Here is a 21,423-nt window from a genome sequence, read left to right on the forward strand (position 1 = left end):
GGCACAGAAAAGCGATAAGGAGTGAAAATGATTGAGCAGTTAAACAAAGATCAACTCGCGGCTATGTTGGAAAAATTACCGGTAGATATCACCTTTGTTGATGAAAATGATGTCGTTAGGTATTGGAACAAGCACGATAACAGGATTTTCCAGCGGCCGCTGTCATCGTTAGGTAGGCCGACCCAGCAGTGCCATCCTGACCGGGCCTTAGACAAGTTGAATCGGATACTGACTGATTTTAAGAGTGGCAGGAAGGATTTGGTGGAGTTCTGGAAGGATATTGAGGGGCGTAAGATACATATCAGGTATTTTGCCGTGCGGGATACAGATGGCAGATATCTCGGTACGCTGGGTACGGACCAGGATATTACTGACATAAAGGGACTTGAGGGAGAAAAGGTTACTCTTGATTAAGTCTAGACTAGTTCAGATTAAGAGAACGATGTAGGAATACACCATGGCTTGAGTGTTTTTACAAAACATACTAATCCTTCTAACATCATTCTCACACTTCCAGTCCTGCAGAAGACCTCGCAATCAACGCTGTGAACCATCTTAACCGCAACAGTATCAAACACAATAACGTGCTTAAAATGTACGTTCTTTATAAATCAATAGTTATGCTAAACATCATACCTAATTGTCTTTACTATTAGCTTTCTTTGAATACCAGCGTTCGTTGAAATCAGGGATGTTTTTACTACGGGTCAAAATGATGATCTCATCCCCTTTATGGAATTTTGTATCATTATCAGCAAAGTTAAGTTTATTGTCACGATAGTAGAAAACAATATGTGCATCTTTGGGAAGCCCCAGTTCACTAGCTTTGATCGCATCTTCCTCTCGGGCTGTAAAAACAAAAAATCTGGCGTCTTCCTTGAGCAGTGTAGATAAATTAATACTATCAAGTCCTCGTACCATATTGTCTAGGTGTCGACTTAATGTCCATACTGGAATGATTGTATCTTCAAGCCCGAGTTCACGGCACAATTGCTCCAACCCCGTATCTTCTATGCTAGTGATAACGCGCTTAAAACCCATCGAGCGTCCCAACAACGATGTGATGATATTAATCTGATCGCTGTTGGTCAGACAAAATAGAATATCGCTGTTCTTCGGATCTACCTGACTTAATATTGCTGGTTTGGCAGAATCACCGTGTAGGAAGCTACAATCTAATTCTTCGCAAAACTGGTCAATTTTTTCTTTGTTGACTTCAATAATAATGACTTCGTGCCCCTCGTTGATCAGCGTCTTGGCAGTAATAATAGTTAACGGACTGGCACCTGAAAATACGATCCTCATATCATTCCTCCAGTTTTCTTCCTATCCAAGTACGTGGATAGAATAACACTAACCAGGCTAAGATTTCTAGACGGCCCAATAGCATATCTGCGCAAAGGACCATTTTTAGAAGTGGGTGTAGCTCAGGAGTAGTTATGCCTGATGATAGACCGACGGTGCCAACCGCTGAGACTACCTCAAATAGTGAGTCAAGGGCATTATGCCCCATGCCGACAAATATCAGCCATGAAATTGTGATACACGCCAGATAAACAAGAATGATGCTTATAGCACCCTGGATCTCATCTGGCTGCAGCCGGCGCCGGCCGATGCTAGCTTCAGCGATAGCCTGCCGTGGCATACTAGCACGTTGAAAAAAGACATAGATTACTTGTGTTACTATCAACAAACGCAAGATTTTGATGCCTCCAGCGGTAGAACCGGCGCAGCCACCCAAAAACATTGAGCAGATAAGTGCAATTTTCGCGCCATCGCTGATTGGAGAAATATCCAGTGTGGTAAATCCTGCTGTTGAGATAGCGGAGAATGCGTTTAAGAATCCATGGCGTAACGCTTGGGGCCAGTTGAATTCATGACCGCTGAATAGAAATAATGCGACAAGCAATGACGTGATCACTCCGGCTAGGAGAAGCCACCGAAATTGGCGATCGCGTATGAAAGCCCCTATGCCATCCTTGGACGAACGATAGTATAGGACCAGTGGGATTGCGCCTGCTACTGATAATAATATCACCATTACCTGTAGAGAAAGACTATCTAATCCGGCAAGACTGGCATTATGAGGTGAAAAACCACCCGTGGAGACAGCTGAAAAAGCATATATGATGCTATTAAACCATCCTGCGCCCAGTAAACCTAAGATAATGATTCCAAATCCGGTCAATAAGGAGTAGACGATTATCATACGTCGGGCATGTGATCTGGTACTGCCGACTAGATCCTCTTCATAGTCTTCTATGTCTCCGATTCTTTTGGCGGCCAACCCCGGGCTAATCATAATTGCCACTGATAGGATAACTATACCCAGCCCCCCGACCCACTGCGCCCAGGACCGGGAGAATAGGAACATGGGTGTTTTATCCTCTACAGACGCTACGACACTCAGACCTGTAGTTGTGATACTTGAGACGCTCTCGAAAAATGCGTCGATAAAGCTCAGGCCGGAAGCCGTAATAGGCCATATCATAACTAATGCTCCCAGCAAGAAGATGAAAGCGGTAATGACCATGGCCTCGTTCGTCTGGATACGTTTAGGGGTGGGTAATCTTTGCAGGAAGAAGCCTGTGGTAAAGACACTGACAACAATAATCAAATAGCGGAGTGAAGTGTCGTAATCACCGAGTAGTATAGATACGGCTAACGGTACCAGTGAGAGTAGTGCTAGAACAACCGAAATCTGGCCGAAGTATTTCAAGATTGGTAACAGTCTAACGGAATAACTCAACGAACGCATGACTTTATCTCAGTTTATTTTCAATAAATAAAACCTGGCAAAGTTCTGTCAAATACGCTGTTATTTATCATACTCTTCAGACAGGTCCGGCATTGTGTCAGATGCCACTAGCTGTTGGCCTAAGGCTATCAACGGACATACCTGATTGTATTACCTAATCCACTCACAATCAATAGTTTTGGGTGAGATGAAGAAGTTATACTCTGCCTTTCAATACCAACCTGATTATTATATTTGTGCGAATCAACATTAGAAATCTGTCGTTGATTGAACAATCAGTTATAAACAATGTCTATAGCATGCTTAAAACGCATATTATTTTTTCGCCATATGGTTTAGTAATCATTAAGACAACTTTTCTGCTTGACATAACGTATAATCAATAGAGGTTAACAAACAAGGAGACTCACATGCGTAAAGTTAAGCAATCATTTAACAAAAGGGGATATGAGAAGAGGAAGTTACATGGAGCGGGTGAAGGGATTCGAACTTGGGAAGCAATTCCTGGGCACGATTCTTGTGAACTAGTTCACAAATTTTGTCTTCTAAATACTCCGGTATCTTTCGCTTGCCTGATAGCATCATAGAGAGGTAGCTCTTACTGATGCCGAGTTCTTTGGCGAGTTCATTTTGTCGTTTCATTTGTTTGCATCCTTTTTAGCAGCAAATCAAACGTATAGTTGAAAATGTCACTATTGTTGGTTAAAGTAGATAAAGGGGTATCAACTAATATGATATTATCTACTAGATGGACTCAATAGCTGCTTTAACTACTAGAGCAATTATCCAGCCCCCGAAGACTAACTGAATAAGTTTTGCCATACAGCATACTCCTGATATAATATTATTTTTAGTTGGTAATTTAGCTATATTATCTAGTATTTTAATATATTTTTAGTTGGTTGTCAAGGTATTATGCCAGTATGTCCATATTGCTATAGTCGTGATTTGATTAAGTTCGGGAAATACCGCTACGGAAGTAGGGTATTACAGAGATGGCGCTGTTCGGCATGTGGGGGTATTACGGCTTACCCTCTGAAACGAAGGCCCCCACAGAGACGGAAACGTACGAACTAAGCGATGGTAGATAGCTAAGGTAAAGTAGTCGGCTATAAATAGTACCGGTTATTTACCATTCCTTACACACAGGACAGGTACCTTTGAATGTCTTCCTTTCAGCCAGCATCCTCAATGTGTTAATTAGCTTACCGGGATATTTATTTAACAAATCATAGTAATCCTGCTCTGGTGGAAACTCAGCCATTAAGTGCTCGGCAAAGCAATCAAACATGTGCCAAGTGCTGTACTTACCACATACATAATCGATATTGCCTTCGATTCTACCAGTGAGTTGGTTACGAGTTAGTTCGTAATAACCCAAATCAGGACTATTAATACCATATGTACTATCAGATTGCTCACTATCCCCGCGCACTATTACCTTACCTACATCTTCCTCTAAGAGTATGTTGGCTATGTCCGTCATCTGGGCAAAGTGCTCATCAAGGTTGCGAAGATAACGGACATTCTGATTCTGAAGCCACCGTCTGATAGTCCGCTCATCCATAGGTACTTGGTCAGCACCGTACTCATCCGATAGTGCATCAATGACGTTAGCTGCTGACCTACAGGTTGGCGCTATCTCTATCGCACGTTTCCTCACTGCTGCTGGATATTTAATAGGCATAGCTATTGTCCGCCTTAATGTCCGTTTGTTGTATCGAATGTCTGTCTGTCTACCAGTATTATAGAACTAAAACTTTGAATATTTGAAATATGGAGGTGTCTTATGAACTTACAAAGTGACAACAAGTCTTCACAAATTAAATCAGGCTATGACCTAGTTAATACTCCAGTACCTGACATCCCTTACCGAATACTGGGGTTACTACGGTCGAATGGCGGTAGGTTGTCTATTACTGCTCAGTACAAGAGTGAGAAATCATTACTCGCTCATGACCTAGCACTTAGAGTAGCAGCAGGTGAGGATTGGCTTGGATTCAAGACCAGTCAAGGTAAGGTTCTATATGTGAATCTCGAGATATCAGAGGAAAAGTTTCAAGAACGCACTCAGGATTTTCATGCTGAAGGAAATTACAGCCAATTAGCATTGAGTAGCTTCATGGCAATTACTATTTTGGACAAGAATCTCTGCCTTGATATAAGTGAAATAGTAATCCAGGAAGTACTAAATACCAGTTTGGGGAATGGGTTCAAAATTGACCTTCTAATTCTAGACCCCAGGGCTAGAATAGTTGCAGGCAGCGAAAATGAAGAAACCGTTATTAAACATCTTTGTGACAACATAGATAAGCTACTAGCGAATAATCATGGTCTATCAGTTGTTATTGTAACTCACATGGGTAAAGACCCTACTAGAGGAGCAATTGGCCACTCGCGTTTTTCTGGCTGGCTGGATACAGAGATAACAGTTGTTAAGAGTGATAAAATGATCTCTAAGAAGGAACTACACATAGTAGGTCGGGATATAGAAAGGGTAATAATACCACTTGACTTTAACTACCCACTGCATAGGGTATCTCCTATTGAACGTATGGCTAGAGAATCAAAGGTTGAAGCAGCCAAGAAATTTATTATCGGACACTTGCAGAATGGGCCTCTAGATGAACAACGAATCAGAACTGAGGCTAAGGGAAATAATATTACTGATTATGCCTTTCACTCCGCAATACGCGAACTGAAGGATGAAAACAGAATTCAGGCTGTTCCCGCTGGTGGCCAAGGGAATAGAAAGCTATTAAAATTGGCCGATAAAGTTGTTGACTAAAATATGAATATATACCCATAGAAGTCATAACTTCGATATTTTGAATTTTTGACATTTTTTATGAGGGTTATATAATAACAAGGCTTCTGGTCACTTATTAAAACCTCAACGGAACCAGCGTTCAAATACAATAGTGGCCTTTGGGTATACTTGGTATGGCGTAATTATCTGACACGAGAGGCTCTTTCCTATCAAAACCTCAGAAATATCAGTATCAGTTGATGAGCTACTAGATGACCCTTCCAATTTTCCGATTTTCCTTTGCAGATTATCTATTTCCCATTCGGCTATACTAAGGTTTGCTTCTAATGCTGAAATACGCTGTTCCATTGCCGATTGCGTCTGGACGATTCTGTCTGAGGATTCTGTCTGAGGGGGCGGTTTCTGGTTACAGCTAATGAGTAACCCGGGGATCAATAACAATGAGAGTCCAATCATAATTAGGGTGATTCTTAATTTCATATTTACCCTCCAAGTAGATGTTTTATTAGTACCCACTTACTTCCTGGGTATCGAATAGACTACATTCAAAATTGTTGATATGGTGAACAGATATCCTAAAGCTATGTATAGATTTTGTCAATACGGTAGACGGTATCTGTCATCTTATTTACAGGTAATTAAACAAGGTGACGACTGCAGTTGTATTACCAGGCATTGACTACCAACCAAGCATGATTCGGTTTGGTTAAGGGTTGTTCAAATAGGTTCAATAATAGCTTTGGCATGTGGAGAATAGATGAAGAAACACGATTATCAGTTGATTCTGTCAATAAGGCCAATTTAATCATAGGATATGTAAGGGTGGGGTGGTGCTGGGTGGAATGTAAACTTCACAGCATGGTATTGATTATCCCTAGTCTTCAGTGTTAGCATTCACCTTAGCATGTTTAGATTACTTTTCATGCCTGCAATCGTTGGTATTATTACGGGGATAGTTGCTAGCTCATGGCTTTGGGGTATAGTTGGCTTTTTTGCTACCCTAGGTATTGTTGTCGGCATAGGTAGCAGAATATATAGAAGGTCCACTAAGAGCGGTGTAGGGCCGGATAGAAATACAGAAAAATTTTTGAATAAGCTAGAAGAGATTGGCACCTACAAGAATGAACTACCTTTTCATTTACGAGGATGGTGCAATGCGTTAGGTCTATATGTTCAATTACAGACTGCAGGAGGAATGAAAAGATTACAGGCTGGTGAAGAGAAGAATACTAAGGTGGATGCTAGAACCCAATGGGAAGAGCCTGACAAATGGATAGTCACGAAATACAAACGCGGTAGCTGGGAAAGATCGATAGAACCGACTCTGGAAATTGCATCCTTCTTGCATAACAGTAATTTAGAGGAAGTAGACGTATCGAAGCTAAAACAAGCGATAACCCAGTACGAGTTTTCAGGTAATATTGCATCCCTACAGACTTTAAATGATGTCAGTACAAACAATGCCGAGAAAGTATCAGCCGCAGAAGAAATCGAGCCAACTTTTGAGCAACCTTGCATTGACCCTCTACTAGATAAAATGGTTAAAGAAGTTGCTCGTCTTGCTAAAAAGTATGATGCGGAACTTGAGCGGTTATGGTACTCTACGACTCCAGGTGAATGTGCTAATCTAATGATTGTTTTTCTTGATGAGTTAAGGCATAACTGGCCAAGAGAATATCCGCAACTAAATCCAGAAAGAGTTCCTGATTGGATATCTAGTAATCTAAGGGAGGGGATTACAGCCGCTTATAAAGCAGGTTATATGAGGGGAAAAGGTTGGATATCACAAGAGCAAATAGTAGATTATACTCTCTATTTAGGCGATAAACTAGCAGGCGACTTAAAGCATGTTTTTCCGCAAGTAGAATCAGATGCCAATGCTTTTGCAAGTGGATATGTTGCCGTTTCGGTGCAAGGTCATCTGCAATCTAACAAGATGTGAAATATTCTAAAGGATTATGAAGTCCACAACTACTGTATTGTCTAAGGTTATTTTGAAGTGTTACTATTCACCATAGTTCAGTAGATACATGAAGACATTAAAACTGTTTTTGGGGTGTTTATAACAGAACAGACTACAGTCACTTTGAAAGGATAGGCTATGCCGGGGATATTTAAGTATAAATGCAGCAATTGCAGTTTTGCTCTTCAAACAGGGTGGGGATATTACTTTTATGTAGAAAACGATAAAGGTGAAAGAATACCTTGCTATCATCCCGCAGAACGATGGTGTGTCGCTGAAGTATTAGGTAAAAAGGCATCCCTCAAGTTGATAAGAGAACGGACGGGATTCAATTCTTTCTGCCTTTGTCTTGATTGTCTGCATCAGTTCAAAGCAGATTTAGGTGAGGTCGGTTGGAGTCCATACGAATCCAGTTTTCGGGGACACATAGCTAGAATTAAACAAGAGAAAGACAAGCGGGAATGCCCCAGCTGCTATTCTAAGAATGTAAAGACAGAACTGGAGATGGTCGGGGAAAATTGCCCCAAGTGTAAAACAGGTGTAATTAAAGAAAAATGGACAGGTAATATGTCTTAAGATATCGGAAAGCATTATTGATATATGAGGATATTCATCCGAAAATATAAGTAGAATGCTCCGCTATTAATGTAAGATTGTAGACTTTTTAAGTATTGATAACAAAGGGGATAGTTGCCAAGTGGTTTCTATGAAGCGTATTTTTATTGCTATATTGGTCATTTGCGGCGTACTGTTCATCTATTCAATCGTGTCATATTCTAGGGAAACCCTCATAGATCAGGAAGCCGTTAAGTCCATTTATGGTTATATCGAAAAATGGGATTCTCTTCTTTCTTTACTAGCGACTGTTATTCTGGCATTCGCTGCCTTTTGGGTAATTTCTGATACTAGGCACTTCAGGTATCTTGATGATAAAACAAAAGCAATTTCTGACCTTAACGAGTGGACGGCAACAGTAATAAGACATTTAAGTATACCTATGCGTCAAGCTAATGATAATCTTCAATTAAAGAAGCACTTGTTGGATTCTAGGGCTGAACTGGTCAACAGCGTGGCTACTAGCATTAGTGTTTTTGAAGTAGCACGTAGGCTAACGGATAATCTCGACACTCAGACACGATTGGAAATCAATAAGGCGATAGGTAAAGCAGATACAGAATTAAGAGATTACATAGACAAACTGTTCCGTTTCGATATAAATACTGCTACTCTAAAAGATATCGATCAATTTACAGATAATGTAATAAGCCTTACAGATACTCTGAGACAGCTATTAGAAGTAAGCTCCAAAATATAAACAAAGGTTTAATAAATATTCCCGAAAATCAGCGAATGTAACAAATTTAATAACCACTGGACGAAAACAAAGATTTTACAGTCCCTTGCTGGACAATCTTATATTACTCTACTAACATACGATGTACTATTGTCTAGTAATAACTATTGCTAATACTCACATCGAATATCGGTACTGAAAAATTTGCGACCGACCCTTCTGTAATAACATAGCATGGATAAAAGAGCATACCGTACCCCCTAGTAGGGGATTAGCTAACTTGACATAACTGCTAGCCGCTATGTTTTGGAATTAGCCGCCTTGTATAGACTCAAAGCATCATCAAAGGTCAGGCTTGCTGCATAGTGGCTAACCATAGCCGGAGTCTCCCAGCCACCTAGGGCCTGTATTACCCTATTGGATAGGCCACTCTTAACATTGTGAACGCAGAAGCCTCTTCTGAAGCTATGTGCATTACAATGAATGCCTGTAGCTTGACCTAATCTTTGAAGCATTGTCGCTATTCCTCTTGCTGTTATTTCTAAAGTATCATGTTTGGAGAACCATTCTTTTACAATGCTGTTACCAGCCAGAGCCTTGCGATAGCGATTACCTTTACCTAAGACAATTACAATTCCTTCATCCCAATAGAAGTCTTTGGCTTTTATATTAGCAATTTCTGATAGCCTCATTCCTGAATACCATAATAGATTAAGGATAATCCTGTCTTTTTCAGTTAGTGCGTGGCTTACAAGTATAGCTAATTGTTCCTTGCTTATAGCTGGTAATAGCTTCTTTTGTCTTCTTGGCGGTAGTACTTTCTCAATAGGATTAGAGGAAAGCTGATCAGTGTGGTATAGCCATCTACAAAGAGTTTTAATGACACGGTAATAGTTGTGTTTGCCATTCCTACAAGTAAGGCTATCTAGATAAGATTGGATACCTTCAGGGGTTAAAGGATAGCCAATGAAATTATCTAAGGCGAATTGGTATAGCGTTATAGTTCTTGGATTTGTACCAGACGCTCTAGATTTAATGAAGTTATCCAGTTGAGATTTTGCGAACTTTTTTGTGAACAGTTCACAACTGTTTTGTGTGTAAAACTTGGAGCGGGTGAAGGGATTCGAACCCTCGACGTCTTGCTTGGGAAGCAAGCACTCTACCGCTGAGTTACACCCGCTCACAGGTACACAGCGTTCACAGTTCAGTTACGGAAAGAGTTTATCATATCGAGGTTGGCAGGGACAAGCCCGGGACAATTACCGGCTGTCGATAGCGGGCAACCTTGACATAATTTTTACTACTGCCGGTGCGTGAGATAAAAAGATCCTGCACCTGTTACGGCACAGCGTGATAGGAGTCGGTTAAGGTAGCCTGAAGCTCTACAGGGCGTAACTATTCCGAGTCGCTTGGATCTAAATCAATAATAGGTGCGTTCTTATATATTATCTTCATGCAGTTCCAACACTGCCAGCCATCCTCATGGGTCACGATATATTTACTCTCATAACACTTGGGACATACCGTGGGTGGCTTGGGTAGATTTGTTTTTTTCAGTAGCGTGTCAGTTGTCATTTTACAGTTGTGAAACCTCCCGTTAATCACACAAAAATAGAGCGTAACGAGTTACCTCCCGATAACTAGTCCATTACGCTCTAAGATATTATATGTCTATATAAGCTCGGTGCTAATTCTCGTGGAAACCAAATAGGGATTATAACCCTTTCCCAATTAATTGTCAATATCCAAAATGCGGGGGGTGACGGGAAAGACCTTTAGAGTGTATCATATTATAGAGCATTTGCTTGTACCTGTGGGCCTTGCGTTATTAAGAGATAGAGGAGGGCCGGGTAATGTCGAAGACAGATATAGTGTCTAAGGCGGTGATTCTGGTCGGCGGTCAGGGGACAAGGCTCCAGCCCCTTACCTTCTATCTGCCCAAGCCGATGCTGCCGGTACTGAATCACCCCTTCCTGGAGCATACCATCAGCTATCTTAAGGGATACGGAGTTAGTGATATTACCCTGGCGTTGAGCTACCTCCCTGAAGCCATTCGGGACTGTCTTGGTGACGGCAGCCGGCTGGGGATATCGCTGAACTATGCGGTGGAGGATAACCCGCTGGGTACTGCCGGGGCGGTAAAGAATGCCGAGCGGTATCTGGACAGTACCTTTGCCGTCTTAAATGGAGATATTTTCACCGATCTTGACATCACCGGTATGTTTGCTTTCCACCGCCGCAGGGGAGCGAAGGTGACTATCGCCCTGTCCTGGGTGGATGACCCCTCCGCCTTCGGGGTGGTTGAGACCGATAGTGACGGCAGGGTCAAGTGCTTCACTGAGAAACCGAGTCCGGAGCGTATCACCAGCCACTGGATAAATGCCGGCACCTATATTGTCGAACCGGAGGTCTTGGAGCATATTCCACCTAACCGCCGCTATATGTTTGAGAGGGGACTCTTTCCTCTTCTCCTTGAGCTCGGTGAGCCGGTATACGGCTACCCCGATAGCGGCTACTGGCTTGATATGGGAACACCGGAGAAGTATTTACGCTTGAACTTTGACCTTTTGTTGAATAAGGTAAGCAGTTATCTTATCCCTGGTCTTGGTGGAGAGGGCATTTCCTGTGAGAAGAATGTGGTTATTTCCCCTTCGGCCGGTCTATCCGGGGCGGTGGTAATCGGCAGCGGGGTCCGGATAGACCGGAGGGCATCTGTTATCGGGCCTGTTGTCATCGGCGCTGGGTGCTGCCTCGGTGAGGGTGCCTTAGTCGAGCAGGCTGTCCTTTGGGATGGCGTCAACATCGGCGCTGGTGCCGGGCTGAGGCGGTGCATCATCGGTGCCGGATGCGCAATAGCGGATGGTGAGCAGGTCGCTGACTGTGTCGTAACCAAAGGCGAGAACGGGCTGCTCGGCAAAAGAGATCTGACGGTTGATTGAGCAGTCCGGAGGCCCGGTTGATTTCATATCTGTTTTGAGGAGGTTCAGATGTCTCAAGAGCTTGGGCAGGTTGAGAAGCCATTAGTCGAGGAGTTCAAAGAGGGGAGAAAGCTGTACTTTGTTCCCCTCATTTACTGCGTCAAGGATTCCCCCGATGACTATCTCGATAAATTTAACCGATACTGGAACCAGGTCGAGGACCAGTTGGGCACCCTCGAGTTAAAGCTGGGTAAAATAAACAGAATATATCATGAGTTGGTCCCGGCGGGTGGTGACGATGGAGTCAAGATGGTAAAGGACTTCAGCGATAAGAGCTATCAGGTGGTGAAGAATAGACTGGACAAAGGGGCGCAGATGGAAGCCGCTGAAGAGGACGGGCTTTTAACGGAGATGATGGACTGGAGCCGGTGTCTGGCCATCGGGCTGCAGAACCAGGGGGTATTCAACCGGGTTTACCAGTCTTACACCGAGGTGAGCAAGAAGAGGAATGAATATATCGCCGGTCATATTGACGAGACGCTTAAGGCGGATGAAATCGGAATGTTGTTTATGAGGGAGGGACACCAGATTCAATTTCCTAGGGATATCCAGGTGTTCTATGTATCTCCCCCGGCGCTTGATGAGATTGGGCGCTGGCTTAGAGACCGCGAAATCCGCCTGGAGCGGAAAGCTGAGCCGGATCAGGATAAAGAGAAAGAGCAAACGCAAGAGCAGGGTAAGGAGCAAATGCGGGATAAAGACGCTTAGCCGGGGTTGTTTTATATTCAGGACTTTGCCGTATTCCACAAAAAAAGTGGAGGGCACCTTTTCCAGCACCCTCCACTTTGTAGTTTCCGTATCTCCTAACTTTCACCACCAGGTCAATCCTCAAACCCAACTCACTTGCGGTTACCTTCGCCGCAGCGGGGCCTCTCTTTGAGGCTAACCCATTTCACTAGCTCAAGTCGAGTCTGAGTTCCGCCCGCCCCGCCTTTGCGGGGCACTATTTGTCAACCTGCCAAACTCCGTATATCCCATGAAGCCTCATAGCACACCTCCTTAGGTAAAATCCGTCAGGCTCTGCTTGGCCTCTACTTTCATATAATCAAATTATCCGTTGATTGTCAAGGGGGTGCTGCCGGCCGGTCTGGAGGTGAGTTTAAGATTAATCGGTGTTATAATAGGAGACGAAAATCTGTTATTCTTGATGCTATAAAATTATCCCCTTTCTTAAATAAGGTATTTTTGTGTTTCCGTTTCTGTCCAGTGTCGCTCTGGTCTCAATATCCGGGGTTATGATGCCCGGCCCTGCGTTTGCCGTCACTGTGGCCAGGAGTTATCGGTCCCAGTTTGTCGGCTTGAAGATAGCACTGGGTCATGCCATTGTCGAAGTCCCACTGATGCTGCTGATATACTTCGGTTTCGGGCGTTTCTTCGAAAGAGAGCCGGTCCAGATTACCCTGTACCTGGTGGGTGGAGCCATTCTGGTCTGGATGGGTATCAATATGTTCCGTAAGAGGGGCAGTGTGGTAGAAAGAGACAGAGAGGTTCATCACCGTTCGGTGATAGCCGGAGTGGCTACCAGCCTGCTAAATCCCCTTTTTTTCCTGTGGTGGGCAGCCGTGGGCAGTATGCTCATCATGAAGTCCCTGACTTTTGGGTTTATCGGGTTTGCCCTGCTGATTATCGTGCATCTGCTGTGTGATTTCGGTTGGCTCGCTTTTGTTTCCGTTCTTGTCTACCGGACCAAATCGCTCTGGGGGGGTAAGGTGCAGGCGGGCCTGCTTACTGCCTGCAGCCTGTTGCTTATCGGCTTCGGCGGCTGGTTTCTCTCATCGGGTTTGAGGTTGGTGGCTTAGACGTTGCATTATTATATATAGGATGCCGTGTCAGATATCCGGAAATGGATTATTCGATGAAAGGTGGTAGCCATGAGTGTCGGTTATGTTTATGATCCTGTCTATCTGGAGCATGATACCGGCCAGCATGTTGAAAATGCCCAGCGGCTGGTAGCAATTATGACCTGCCTGGAAGAAAGCGGACTTAAGGAACAGCTTGACTATATCAGACCGCGGGCGGCTACTGCCGACGAGGTGGCCCTGGTACATTCACCTGAGCTTATTGCCCGCATTCAGATTATGGCAAAGCAGGGTGGGGGTTGGCTGGACCCCGATACTGTGATGTCGGCGGAATCCCACCGGGCGGCTCTCTATGCCGCCGGAGGTCTGATCAGGGCTACCGAGGTGGTCCTGGATAAGGGAGGCAGCGTATTTGCTCTGGTTAGGCCTCCGGGACACCATGCCACATCCAATCAGGCGATGGGCTTCTGTCTCTTTAACAATGTGGCTATTGCGACCCGGTATGCTCAGAGCAGATATAGCTTAGAACGTATCGCCATTATCGATTTCGATGTACACCACGGTAACGGTACCCAGGACATCTTCTATGAAGAACCGCGGGTGCTCTATATCTCGGCTCACGAGTCTCCTCTCTATCCGGGAACAGGTACTATGGAAGAGACCGGCAGTGGGGATGGCAAGGGGACCACAATCAATATACCCCTGCCGGCCGGCAGCGGTGACCACGAGTACCTGCATGCTTTTGAGCAGGTAGTCGTTCCGGCGGTCAGGCGTTTTGGCCCCCAGCTTGTTCTGGTCTCGGCGGGCTATGACCCGCACTGGTCGGAGAGACTGGCTATGATGGGGGTGAGTGTCACCGGCTTTGCCCGTATGACAGGTGTCATCAAAGGGCTGGCTGATGAGTTGTGTGACGGCCGGATCGTCTTTGCCCTGGAAGGGGGCTATCCTCTTGATTCTCTGGCGGCTTCGGTCAGGGCTACCTTTGATGTGCTCCTGGGTAACCCCGATGTTAAAGACCCGCTGGGGCAGCCGCCACCCGGCTTTAAGATGCGCGGATTCAAGCCGCCGGATATTACCTCTCTCATTGCACAGATAAAACAGCTACATAACCTGCCGTAAAAGTCTGTGAGAGGATAGCCTGGGGTTTTTAAGGCTGGATTGAAGGGGTTCTTTGAAAGTTTTCCTACTTCTCTTTGGCCTTAGCGTTTTCCTATTCGGAACATCTTGGTACCGCAGTTGGGGCATATTCCCTGCGTCGCCGGTCTTCCATTCTTCATGGTTATCGCCCTGGCGTCCTTCATCTCACGCTTGGTTCGGCACTTTACACAGTAAGCCTGCATCTGGTCACCCCCTTTTTACTAAACAGGTTAATCCACACGGTTGTAGAAGTCAATCACCTGATAGTTGGATTTGCTGCTGCTACGAGAGGGGAAATCTGTGCTGCGTCAGCTCTTCCTGGCTTCAGCAGCCGGTTGCGGGTTCCGTTTGAAAAGGCTGCTCCACTTTCCTTCTTCCCAGACTACCAGCAGGTTGGGGGCAATGCAGACCGAGCTGAAGGTTCCTGCGATGACACCGATTAGCATTACCACGGCAAAGTTTTGGATTGATGCCCCGACAAAAAGAAGCATGGCCAGGATGACAAACAGCGTGGTCAGGCTGGTGTTCAGGGAGCGGCTTATGGTTTCAGCAATGCTGTTGTTCACTACCGTCTTGAAGTCCGTGCTGACTCTCCGGCTTAAATTCTCCCGTATTCTATCGAAGACGACCACGGTATTGTTGACACTGTAGCCGACGACGGCCAGAATACCGGTAATGAACATCAGGTTAATCTCCCAGCCGAACATGCCGCCGAGGACGGCAAAGACCCCCAGCGCTACCAGAATATCGTGTCCCAGACCTATTAGGGCGCAGGCACCATAGCGGAAGGGTTTGGGCATTCTACGGAATGCCCAGGTGATGTAGAGCAGGATCCCGACTGCGGCTACCGCGATGGCAATGCCGGCATTGCGGGCCGTTTCAGAGGCTACCATCGGTGATACCGAGTAGAACTCCGATTCGGTGGTTGCTCCGAATCTATTCTGCAGGGCATCCTCCAGATCTGTTTTTTCTTCGCCGGAGAGTTCTTCGGTACGGATAAGGAAACCGCCCTCCCCGGTCTGTTGAATCAGAGCGCCGGGATAGCCGGCGCTGGCCATCTCTTCCTGCAATTCGCTCTTGACTACTGTCTGTTCGAAGCTGACTGTCAGCATAGAGCCGCTGCTGAGCTCGATACCGGGTTTGAGCCCGAAATTGGCCAGAGAGATGATGCTGAAGAGAATGATTATCCCTGCGGCGACGAAGAACCAGAACCTTTTTCCTACAATATCAGTCATGTTCTTTCCCTGAATAAACTCTGAATAGTGAACTCTTCTGCGCCAGGCGGGTACCGGCGAATGTACGCAGGAAGGTGCGGGTAACCACAACCGCACTGAACATGCTTACCGCTACCCCGATGGCCAGGGTTGTGGCGAAGCCCATCACCGGAGCGCTGGCGATAATGCTGCTGCCCAGCCAGTAGAGGATGCCGCAGACAATGAAGGTGGTTATGTTGCTGTCCCGAATTGCCGGCCAGGCCCGGCTGAAGCCGGTCTCAATAGCAGACGCCAGCGGTCGACCCAGCCGCAGTTCTTCTTTCATCCGTTCGAAGATAAGAACATTGGCATCTACTGCCATACCTATGGACAGTATGAAGCCGCCGATGCCGGCCAGAGTGAGGGTAACCGGTATCAACTTGAATATCGCCAGCACCGACGCCGCATAGAATAGCAAAGCGGCGCTGGCGAGAGCTCCCGGCAGGCGGTAGTAGATCATCATAAATACCATAACCAGTATCAGGCCGATTATCCCTGCCTTAAGGCTCATATCGACAAAGTCGGCGCCCAGGATGGGGGATACCTTCTGTTCATAGACGGGGATCAGCGGCACCGGAATACGGCCGGCATTGAGTTGTTTGGATAATGTCATGGCCTCGTCGATGCTTAAACCTGTGATTACTCCGCTATCGGTGATTACGTTGCTGACAACAGGTGCGATCGGTCCGCCGTCTTCTCCCGAACGGAGCGTATCATCGCCTTCGAATATACCCAGGCGCTTATTGAGCAGACGTGTAGTGATTATTTGGGAAAGCTCGCTGCCTTCTTTATTCCATTGAAAGACAAGTTGTATTCTTCCTAATTCATCCTGGGCTACATAGGTGTTTTCCCTAAAGAAGGCACTGCTTAGCACTACCTCTGTGCCGTCAATATCTGCTGCCGCCGGTTTCCATCTACCCAGCTCATTTTCCCATTTGGCCTCTTCTTCATCGGCGGCAAGTTCCCCGAACTCTAGTATGGCTGTACGCGAAAGCCTCTCCTTTTCTTTATCGGTCATGTTAAGCCCGGGTAACTGTACTGCTATGCGGTTTTCCCCTAATTTTTGAATAACCGGCTCGGTTACTCCCAACGGATTGATTCGGTTAGTGAGAACGTCGATTACGCCATCGATAATGCCGGATTCCTCACCCGGCTCTACCTGGGACAGATCCGCCTCATATACCAGGTGTATACCGCCCTGCAGGTCAAGCCCCAGTCGTAGCCCTTTCTGGCCAAGCACCCCCTTGTCAACGGGTATCACGACAAGCATGGCCAGGGCGAAGAGAATACCGATTATGATGAGGGGGACCCTATTTTTCCTGTTCATCCCTACTCCGCTTTATTCTCCAGGTGCTTCCGAATATAGGATAACGCTTCCTCTCTGGTCTTTAACTCGCCTGAGGCATGGGCTTCGCGTATCAGTTCCAGCAGGTTGCCTATTCCGGGTCCGGGGCTCAAGCCAAAGATATCGATCAGGTCGTTACCGTTGATCAGGCCGGGCGTGGAGACCAGCGTCTCCTGCTCGGAGTGTTCGTTCAGTACATAGTCCACTATCCGGGTATGCTCCCGCCATCCATCCGGGTTGAGGTTAGGGCCCCTGGTAGCCAGGTGGTCGGCCAGACTCAGGAATAGTGTGTCGACTCCGGCATCACCGGTATCCCGGAAGTAGCGGTAGATGGCCCTTTGTGTGGGAAGGATCCCGCTCTGGCTAATCTGGGTTGGTCTCAGGTGGTGTTCCACCATAGTCTCTACCAGCTTAATCTCTTTATTGCTGAACCTCAGCCTTTCCAGAATACTATTGCTGGCCGTCGCTCCTTCTCTGGCGTGTCCCAGAAAACGCATTCGGCCGCTGCTGTCAATAGCTTTGGTCTGTGGTTTGGCGATGTCGTGGAGAAGCGCCGCCATCTTGAGTATCAGTCTCCTTGTGCTGCCGCTGCTTACTCCGGTGTTAAAGTGTTCTTCCATCTCCACCGACCAGGGTACCATGTTCAAAGCTTCTCTGTCGGCGTACTCCCAGCTTCCCTGCCGGAGTATAAAATCAACCGCCGCCACCGTCTTGAGGGAGTGGTCAAAGACATCCCAGAAGTGTTCCGGGGGTTGTCCCACACCCTTTTCCTGAGCTAGCTCCGGGATTATGGCGGTAAGTAATCCTATCCTGTCGAGATATGTCAGTACTGCTCCGGTCTGAGTGACAGTCAGGAGCAGGAGCATCTCTTCTCTGACCCGCTCACCGGCTATGCCGGCGATAAGATGGCAGTGGCGTTTCATCAGTGTCTCGGTTTCGCCGTCAATCGTGAAGCCGAGTTCGTAAGCCAGGCGTATCGCCCTTAGCAGACGGGCGGCGTCCGATTCGAATGCAGACCGGGTCACTACCCTGATAATGCCCTGCTCAAGGTCGCGTTGACCTTGAAACGGATCGATGATGGTGAAACCGGCGCGGCTCTTCTCCAGCCGGCTGAGTTCAATCGCCATGGCGTCTATGGTGAAATCACGCTGCCGCAGATCTTCTTCAATACTGCCCGCAAAAGTGGAGAAATCAAGCTCGCATTGTCCGCTGGCATAGGGGACTTCTTTACCGGTCAGTACTACCCGGCCTATTCTGTTTACCGCATCCAGCGGGATATATTTACCGTCTAGAGCAGTAGCTACCCCGCGGGCAATCTCCAGGGCATCGGCAGATACGGCGATGTCGATATCGGCCGTATCTCTCTTGAGCAGCATGTCGCGGATGAAGCCGCCAACGATGTAGGATGGTACCTGTCGCTCGGTAAGGAGATGGCTTAACCGGGTGAGTAACGGTAAGAATCTGGAATCAATCAATCTGTCGAAAAAGCCTCCGGGAGCTTTCTTAGCAGTGTTCTTCTCGCTATCAGTACTTTTAATCTCCGCTAACAACTTCATTCCTGATATAAGTAGGTCAGCCCCCAGCCTTTCCTGTTTCTTTTAGGTATCTAAGGATAAACTATACTATACAATCTGCCCCTTTAGCAAGGCGAAGCAGTAATATTCTATCGGCCTCAGGCAAGCCCTGCCGGGTCAATATCGATTGTCCAGCCCTTCGGTAGCGTTACTTCGGCAAGGAAGCGGGACGGTTCGGCACCGCGAATTATAAGCTGCCAGCGGAATCGTCCCCGTAGTCTATGGAGAAATGCCGGGGCCGGTCCGATCAGGTCGATATTATCTATCCCTTTTGTCTCTATTTCATCGGCCAGCCGCTGCCTTATTCTTTCTGCCTCTCGCTGGCAGAGTTTGTCGTTGGTGTGGCTGTAGGTGAGACGGGCCAGCCGGGTGAAGGGAGGGTTATTGAGCTGGCGCCGGTAATCGATCTCCTGATCGTAGAAGAGTTCATAATCGTGCTTGGCTGCTGCCTGAATAGCGTAGTGTTCGGGGCAGTAGGTCTGAATGATAACCTTCCCGCCTGAAGCGCCCCTTCCGGCTCTTCCCATCACCTGAGACAGCAGCTGAAAGGTCCTTTCCCCGGCGCGGAAGTCGGGCAGGTTCAGACTGAGATCTGCGTTAACTATCCCGACCAGTGTGACCAGGGGGAGGTGTAACCCCTTGGCAATCATCTGGGTGCCAATGAGAATATCGGCGCCGTGGCTGCGGAAGCAGTCCAGTATCTTATGGTGGGAAGATTTTTCCCTGGTGGTATCGCGGTCCCAGCGTAGCAATCTGGCTTGAGGAAAGCTGAGACTGGCTTCCTGCTCCAGTTTCTCGGTGCCGGCGCCCAGGAATTTTATCAGGTGGCTTGAACAACGGGGACAAATATGGGGGACGGATTCCCTGTAGTTGCACTGGTGGCAGACTAGGGCATCTTCGCTGAAGTGATAGGTTAGGGTAACCGCACATCGCCGGCAGCAGAGCACCAGGCCACAGTTACGGCATTGGACGAAGGTGGCCCCTCCCCTCCGGTTAAGAAACAGGATTACCTGCTCCTGCCCGGCGACTGCTCTGGATACATCACGGGACAGTGAGCGGCTGAAAATACTCCGGTTCCCTGACTTAAGCTCACTTCTTAAGTCCACCACTTCTACATCGGGCAGCGGGGAGCCTTGCTTGGGGACAACCCGCTCGGGCATCCGGAGCAGCCGGTAATTCCCTTTTTGGGTCTGGTAGAAGGTCTCGACATCCGGAGTGGCACTGCCCAGGACAACTACGGCTCCGGTCAGTTCGGCCAGCTTTATCGCCACATCACGGACCCGGTAGCGGGGTGTTGTATCGTGCTGTTTGTAGGTCCACTCATGCTCCTCATCAATGATAATAAGCCCCAGGTCGGGTTGGGGAGCGAAGATGGCGCTTCGCGAGCCGATAACAACATCGGCCCGGCCTTTTCTTGTCTGGTGCCATTCATCAAACTGTTCGCCCAGAGAAAGCCTGCTGTGTAGGACGGCCACACGGTAGGGGAAACGGGAGACGAAGAGTTCTATGGTTTGAGGGGTAAGTGCAATCTCGGGAACCAGGACGATACCACGCTTGCCCTGTTTCACTGCCTCGGCAATGGCTTGCATGTAGACCTCGGTCTTGCCGCTTCCGGTAACCCCGTGGAGCAGAAAAACATTCCTGTGTGGACAACTCTCTGCCGTCTTGAGCAGGCTCGCTCTGATGGCTGCCAGGGCTGATTCCTGGTGGCTGGTGAGGGGTAGCGGCTGTGAAGGGGTAGTGTCGTGGTATTGTAAGGTCTCCCGTCTTACTTCAACCTCCTGGAATCCGGCAAGACCCTTGTCAATTAAGGCCCGGATCGCTGAGGTCGAGGAGTTACCCCTCTTTTTTACTTCAGCAAGGGGTATCGGCCGTGATATTCCGGAGAGAAATTCAAGGAGCTGTGCCTGCTGTTCTGCCCTTGTTTCCTGTCGCAGTCTGCTTGCTTCCCTGATGGCTTCATCGGGGGTAATTAACAGGTGCAGGTGGCGGACCTTTCGTGGTCTTACCTTGGTCCTTTCCAGTTGATGGCTCCTGGTTAGTAGTCCGTGGTTAACCAGTTGAGAGGTTAGCAGTTTGGCTTTCCGTGCGCCCAGAGCTTTTTCTATCTCCCCGGAGTCAACCCTACCCTTACTCCGAACTAGATTTAACAGGTGTTTCTGTTCTTCGCTTAGCTCCAAAACGGCGTAGTCTTTCTCGGCGGTCGGCGTTGTGGAGATGTAGGTAATTGCTTTGCGCTTAAATCCCGGTGGCAGCATTAGGGAAATTGCCTCGAAGAGGGGCGATAGGTAATACCCGCTTATCCAGCGGGCCAGAGATATCTGGGGTGGAGACAGCAGCGGGGTATCCTCAATAATACCGGCTATTTCCCTGGTCTCTGTGACGGCAGGATAATCGGTTAGCTCAAGGACGATGCCCTGAAGCAGATTGCTGCCGAAAGGAACCCATACCGCCTGGCCGACCTTGATATTCAGGTCGGTAGGGATAGTGTAACTGAACGTCCTGCGCTGAGCCGCTGGAGAGTTGACACTAACCTCGGCATATCCCATCCC

Annotated in this window: 18 protein-coding genes and 1 tRNA gene; 8 read left to right on the forward strand and 11 right to left on the reverse strand. The window is 47.3% G+C overall.

Annotated features, from left to right (window positions below; genetic code table 11):
• The first annotated feature begins 27 nt into the window (after nt 1-27).
• Nucleotides 28-414, forward strand: a complete 387-nt coding sequence (locus PHI12_05795; GenBank protein MDD5510301.1) for a PAS domain-containing protein — start codon at nt 28-30, stop codon at nt 412-414.
• Between the two features lie 222 nt (nt 415-636).
• On the opposite strand, the gene PHI12_05800 is transcribed toward PHI12_05795, so the two are convergent.
• The 4 genes from PHI12_05800 to PHI12_05815 all read right to left on the reverse strand — a co-directional run bounded on the left by PHI12_05800 (nt 637) and on the right by PHI12_05815 (nt 4,445).
• On the reverse strand, nt 637-1,305 hold the full coding sequence (locus PHI12_05800) for a TrkA family potassium uptake protein (GenBank protein MDD5510302.1): 669 nt from the start codon (nt 1,303-1,305) through the stop codon (nt 637-639).
• 1 nt (nt 1,306) lies between these two features.
• On the reverse strand, nt 1,307-2,491 hold the full coding sequence (locus PHI12_05805; protein MDD5510303.1) for a TrkH family potassium uptake protein: 1,185 nt from the start codon (nt 2,489-2,491) through the stop codon (nt 1,307-1,309).
• Nucleotides 2,492-3,190: 699 nt separating this feature from the next.
• Nucleotides 3,191-3,400: a helix-turn-helix transcriptional regulator gene (locus PHI12_05810; GenBank protein MDD5510304.1), complete on the reverse strand. Its 210-nt coding sequence runs from the start codon at nt 3,398-3,400 to the stop codon at nt 3,191-3,193.
• Between the two features lie 487 nt (nt 3,401-3,887).
• A complete protein-coding gene (locus PHI12_05815; protein ID MDD5510305.1) occupies nt 3,888-4,445 on the reverse strand; it encodes a hypothetical protein in 558 nt (185 codons plus the stop codon).
• Nucleotides 4,446-4,547: 102 nt separating this feature from the next.
• On the opposite strand from PHI12_05815, the gene PHI12_05820 reads away from it, so the two are divergent.
• The 3 genes from PHI12_05820 (at nt 4,548) to PHI12_05830 (ending at nt 8,806) form a co-directional block, all read left to right on the forward strand.
• The gene (locus PHI12_05820) at nt 4,548-5,546 is read left to right on the forward strand and encodes an AAA family ATPase (GenBank protein MDD5510306.1); all 999 of its coding nucleotides are present in this window, start codon (nt 4,548-4,550) and stop codon (nt 5,544-5,546) included.
• 904 nt (nt 5,547-6,450) lie between these two features.
• Nucleotides 6,451-7,470 carry a hypothetical protein gene (locus PHI12_05825; protein MDD5510307.1) on the forward strand — a complete coding sequence of 340 codons (1,020 nt, stop codon included), beginning with the start codon at nt 6,451-6,453 and terminating at the stop codon, nt 7,468-7,470.
• Between the two features lie 727 nt (nt 7,471-8,197).
• On the forward strand, nt 8,198-8,806 hold the full coding sequence (locus tag PHI12_05830; GenBank protein MDD5510308.1) for a hypothetical protein: 609 nt from the start codon (nt 8,198-8,200) through the stop codon (nt 8,804-8,806).
• 278 nt (nt 8,807-9,084) lie between these two features.
• Here the strand turns inward: PHI12_05830 and PHI12_05835 are convergent, their stop codons facing one another.
• Together PHI12_05835 and PHI12_05840 are read right to left on the reverse strand one after the other, a co-directional pair.
• Nucleotides 9,085-9,939, reverse strand: coding sequence for a tyrosine-type recombinase/integrase (locus PHI12_05835; protein ID MDD5510309.1), 855 nt, complete (start codon nt 9,937-9,939; stop codon nt 9,085-9,087).
• Nucleotides 9,891-9,965: transfer RNA gene (locus PHI12_05840), tRNA-Gly, on the reverse strand. Before PHI12_05840 ends, PHI12_05835 begins: the two co-directional genes overlap by 49 nt.
• A gap of 673 nt (nt 9,966-10,638) precedes the next feature.
• Between PHI12_05840 and PHI12_05845 the strand changes: the two genes are divergently transcribed.
• The 4 genes from PHI12_05845 to PHI12_05860 all read left to right on the forward strand — a co-directional run bounded on the left by PHI12_05845 (nt 10,639) and on the right by PHI12_05860 (nt 14,681).
• Nucleotides 10,639-11,724 carry an NDP-sugar synthase gene (locus PHI12_05845; protein MDD5510310.1) on the forward strand — a complete coding sequence of 362 codons (1,086 nt, stop codon included), beginning with the start codon at nt 10,639-10,641 and terminating at the stop codon, nt 11,722-11,724.
• 48 nt (nt 11,725-11,772) lie between these two features.
• Nucleotides 11,773-12,471 carry a hypothetical protein gene (locus PHI12_05850; protein ID MDD5510311.1) on the forward strand — a complete coding sequence of 233 codons (699 nt, stop codon included), beginning with the start codon at nt 11,773-11,775 and terminating at the stop codon, nt 12,469-12,471.
• Nucleotides 12,472-12,950: 479 nt separating this feature from the next.
• On the forward strand, nt 12,951-13,562 hold the full coding sequence (locus PHI12_05855) for a LysE family transporter (GenBank protein ID MDD5510312.1): 612 nt from the start codon (nt 12,951-12,953) through the stop codon (nt 13,560-13,562).
• Nucleotides 13,563-13,634: 72 nt separating this feature from the next.
• Entirely contained in the window at nt 13,635-14,681 is a 1,047-nt protein-coding gene (locus PHI12_05860; GenBank protein ID MDD5510313.1) for a histone deacetylase, read from the forward strand.
• Between the two features lie 80 nt (nt 14,682-14,761).
• Here the strand turns inward: PHI12_05860 and PHI12_05865 are convergent, their stop codons facing one another.
• From PHI12_05865 to priA, 5 genes are all read right to left on the reverse strand, one after another.
• Nucleotides 14,762-14,902, reverse strand: a complete 141-nt coding sequence (locus PHI12_05865) for a DUF5679 domain-containing protein (protein ID MDD5510314.1) — start codon at nt 14,900-14,902, stop codon at nt 14,762-14,764.
• Nucleotides 14,903-15,007: 105 nt separating this feature from the next.
• Nucleotides 15,008-15,934 carry a protein translocase subunit SecF gene (gene secF, locus PHI12_05870; GenBank protein MDD5510315.1) on the reverse strand — a complete coding sequence of 309 codons (927 nt, stop codon included), beginning with the start codon at nt 15,932-15,934 and terminating at the stop codon, nt 15,008-15,010.
• Nucleotides 15,927-17,279, reverse strand: coding sequence for a protein translocase subunit SecD (secD, locus tag PHI12_05875; GenBank protein MDD5510316.1), 1,353 nt, complete (start codon nt 17,277-17,279; stop codon nt 15,927-15,929). Before secD ends, secF begins: the two co-directional genes overlap by 8 nt.
• Before the next feature lie 2 nt (nt 17,280-17,281).
• Entirely contained in the window at nt 17,282-18,853 is a 1,572-nt protein-coding gene (locus tag PHI12_05880) for an HD domain-containing protein (protein ID MDD5510317.1), read from the reverse strand.
• A 116-nt stretch (nt 18,854-18,969) separates the two neighbouring features.
• Nucleotides 18,970-21,420: a primosomal protein N' gene (gene priA, locus PHI12_05885; protein MDD5510318.1), complete on the reverse strand. Its 2,451-nt coding sequence runs from the start codon at nt 21,418-21,420 to the stop codon at nt 18,970-18,972.
• Nucleotides 21,421-21,423 lie beyond the last annotated feature (3 nt).

This window comes from Dehalococcoidales bacterium (assembly GCA_028716225.1).
Classification (GTDB): Bacteria; Chloroflexota; Dehalococcoidia; order Dehalococcoidales; family UBA5760; genus UBA5760.

Bases quoted from the DNA above. Each gene is read 5' to 3' on its own strand.
- PHI12_05805 (MDD5510303.1), bottom strand. From the start codon at position 2,491: ATGATATGGCCTATTACGGCTTCCGGCCTGAGCTTTATCGACGCATTT.
- PHI12_05820 (MDD5510306.1), top strand. From the start codon at position 4,548: ATGAACTTACAAAGTGACAACAAGTCTTCACAAATTAAATCAGGCTAT.
- PHI12_05845 (MDD5510310.1), top strand. From the start codon at position 10,639: ATGTCGAAGACAGATATAGTGTCTAAGGCGGTGATTCTGGTCGGCGGT.
- PHI12_05860 (MDD5510313.1), top strand. From the start codon at position 13,635: ATGAGTGTCGGTTATGTTTATGATCCTGTCTATCTGGAGCATGATACC.
- PHI12_05825 (MDD5510307.1), top strand. From the start codon at position 6,451: ATGCCTGCAATCGTTGGTATTATTACGGGGATAGTTGCTAGCTCATGG.
- PHI12_05795 (MDD5510301.1), top strand. From the start codon at position 28: ATGATTGAGCAGTTAAACAAAGATCAACTCGCGGCTATGTTGGAAAAA.
- priA (MDD5510318.1), bottom strand. From the start codon at position 21,420: ATGGGATATGCCGAGGTTAGTGTCAACTCTCCAGCGGCTCAGCGCAGG.
- PHI12_05880 (MDD5510317.1), bottom strand. From the start codon at position 18,853: ATGAAGTTGTTAGCGGAGATTAAAAGTACTGATAGCGAGAAGAACACT.
- PHI12_05810 (MDD5510304.1), bottom strand. From the start codon at position 3,400: ATGAAACGACAAAATGAACTCGCCAAAGAACTCGGCATCAGTAAGAGC.
- PHI12_05850 (MDD5510311.1), top strand. From the start codon at position 11,773: ATGTCTCAAGAGCTTGGGCAGGTTGAGAAGCCATTAGTCGAGGAGTTC.
- PHI12_05830 (MDD5510308.1), top strand. From the start codon at position 8,198: ATGAAGCGTATTTTTATTGCTATATTGGTCATTTGCGGCGTACTGTTC.
- secD (MDD5510316.1), bottom strand. From the start codon at position 17,279: ATGAACAGGAAAAATAGGGTCCCCCTCATCATAATCGGTATTCTCTTC.
- PHI12_05865 (MDD5510314.1), bottom strand. From the start codon at position 14,902: ATGCAGGCTTACTGTGTAAAGTGCCGAACCAAGCGTGAGATGAAGGAC.
- secF (MDD5510315.1), bottom strand. From the start codon at position 15,934: ATGACTGATATTGTAGGAAAAAGGTTCTGGTTCTTCGTCGCCGCAGGG.
- PHI12_05800 (MDD5510302.1), bottom strand. From the start codon at position 1,305: ATGAGGATCGTATTTTCAGGTGCCAGTCCGTTAACTATTATTACTGCC.
- PHI12_05815 (MDD5510305.1), bottom strand. From the start codon at position 4,445: ATGCCTATTAAATATCCAGCAGCAGTGAGGAAACGTGCGATAGAGATA.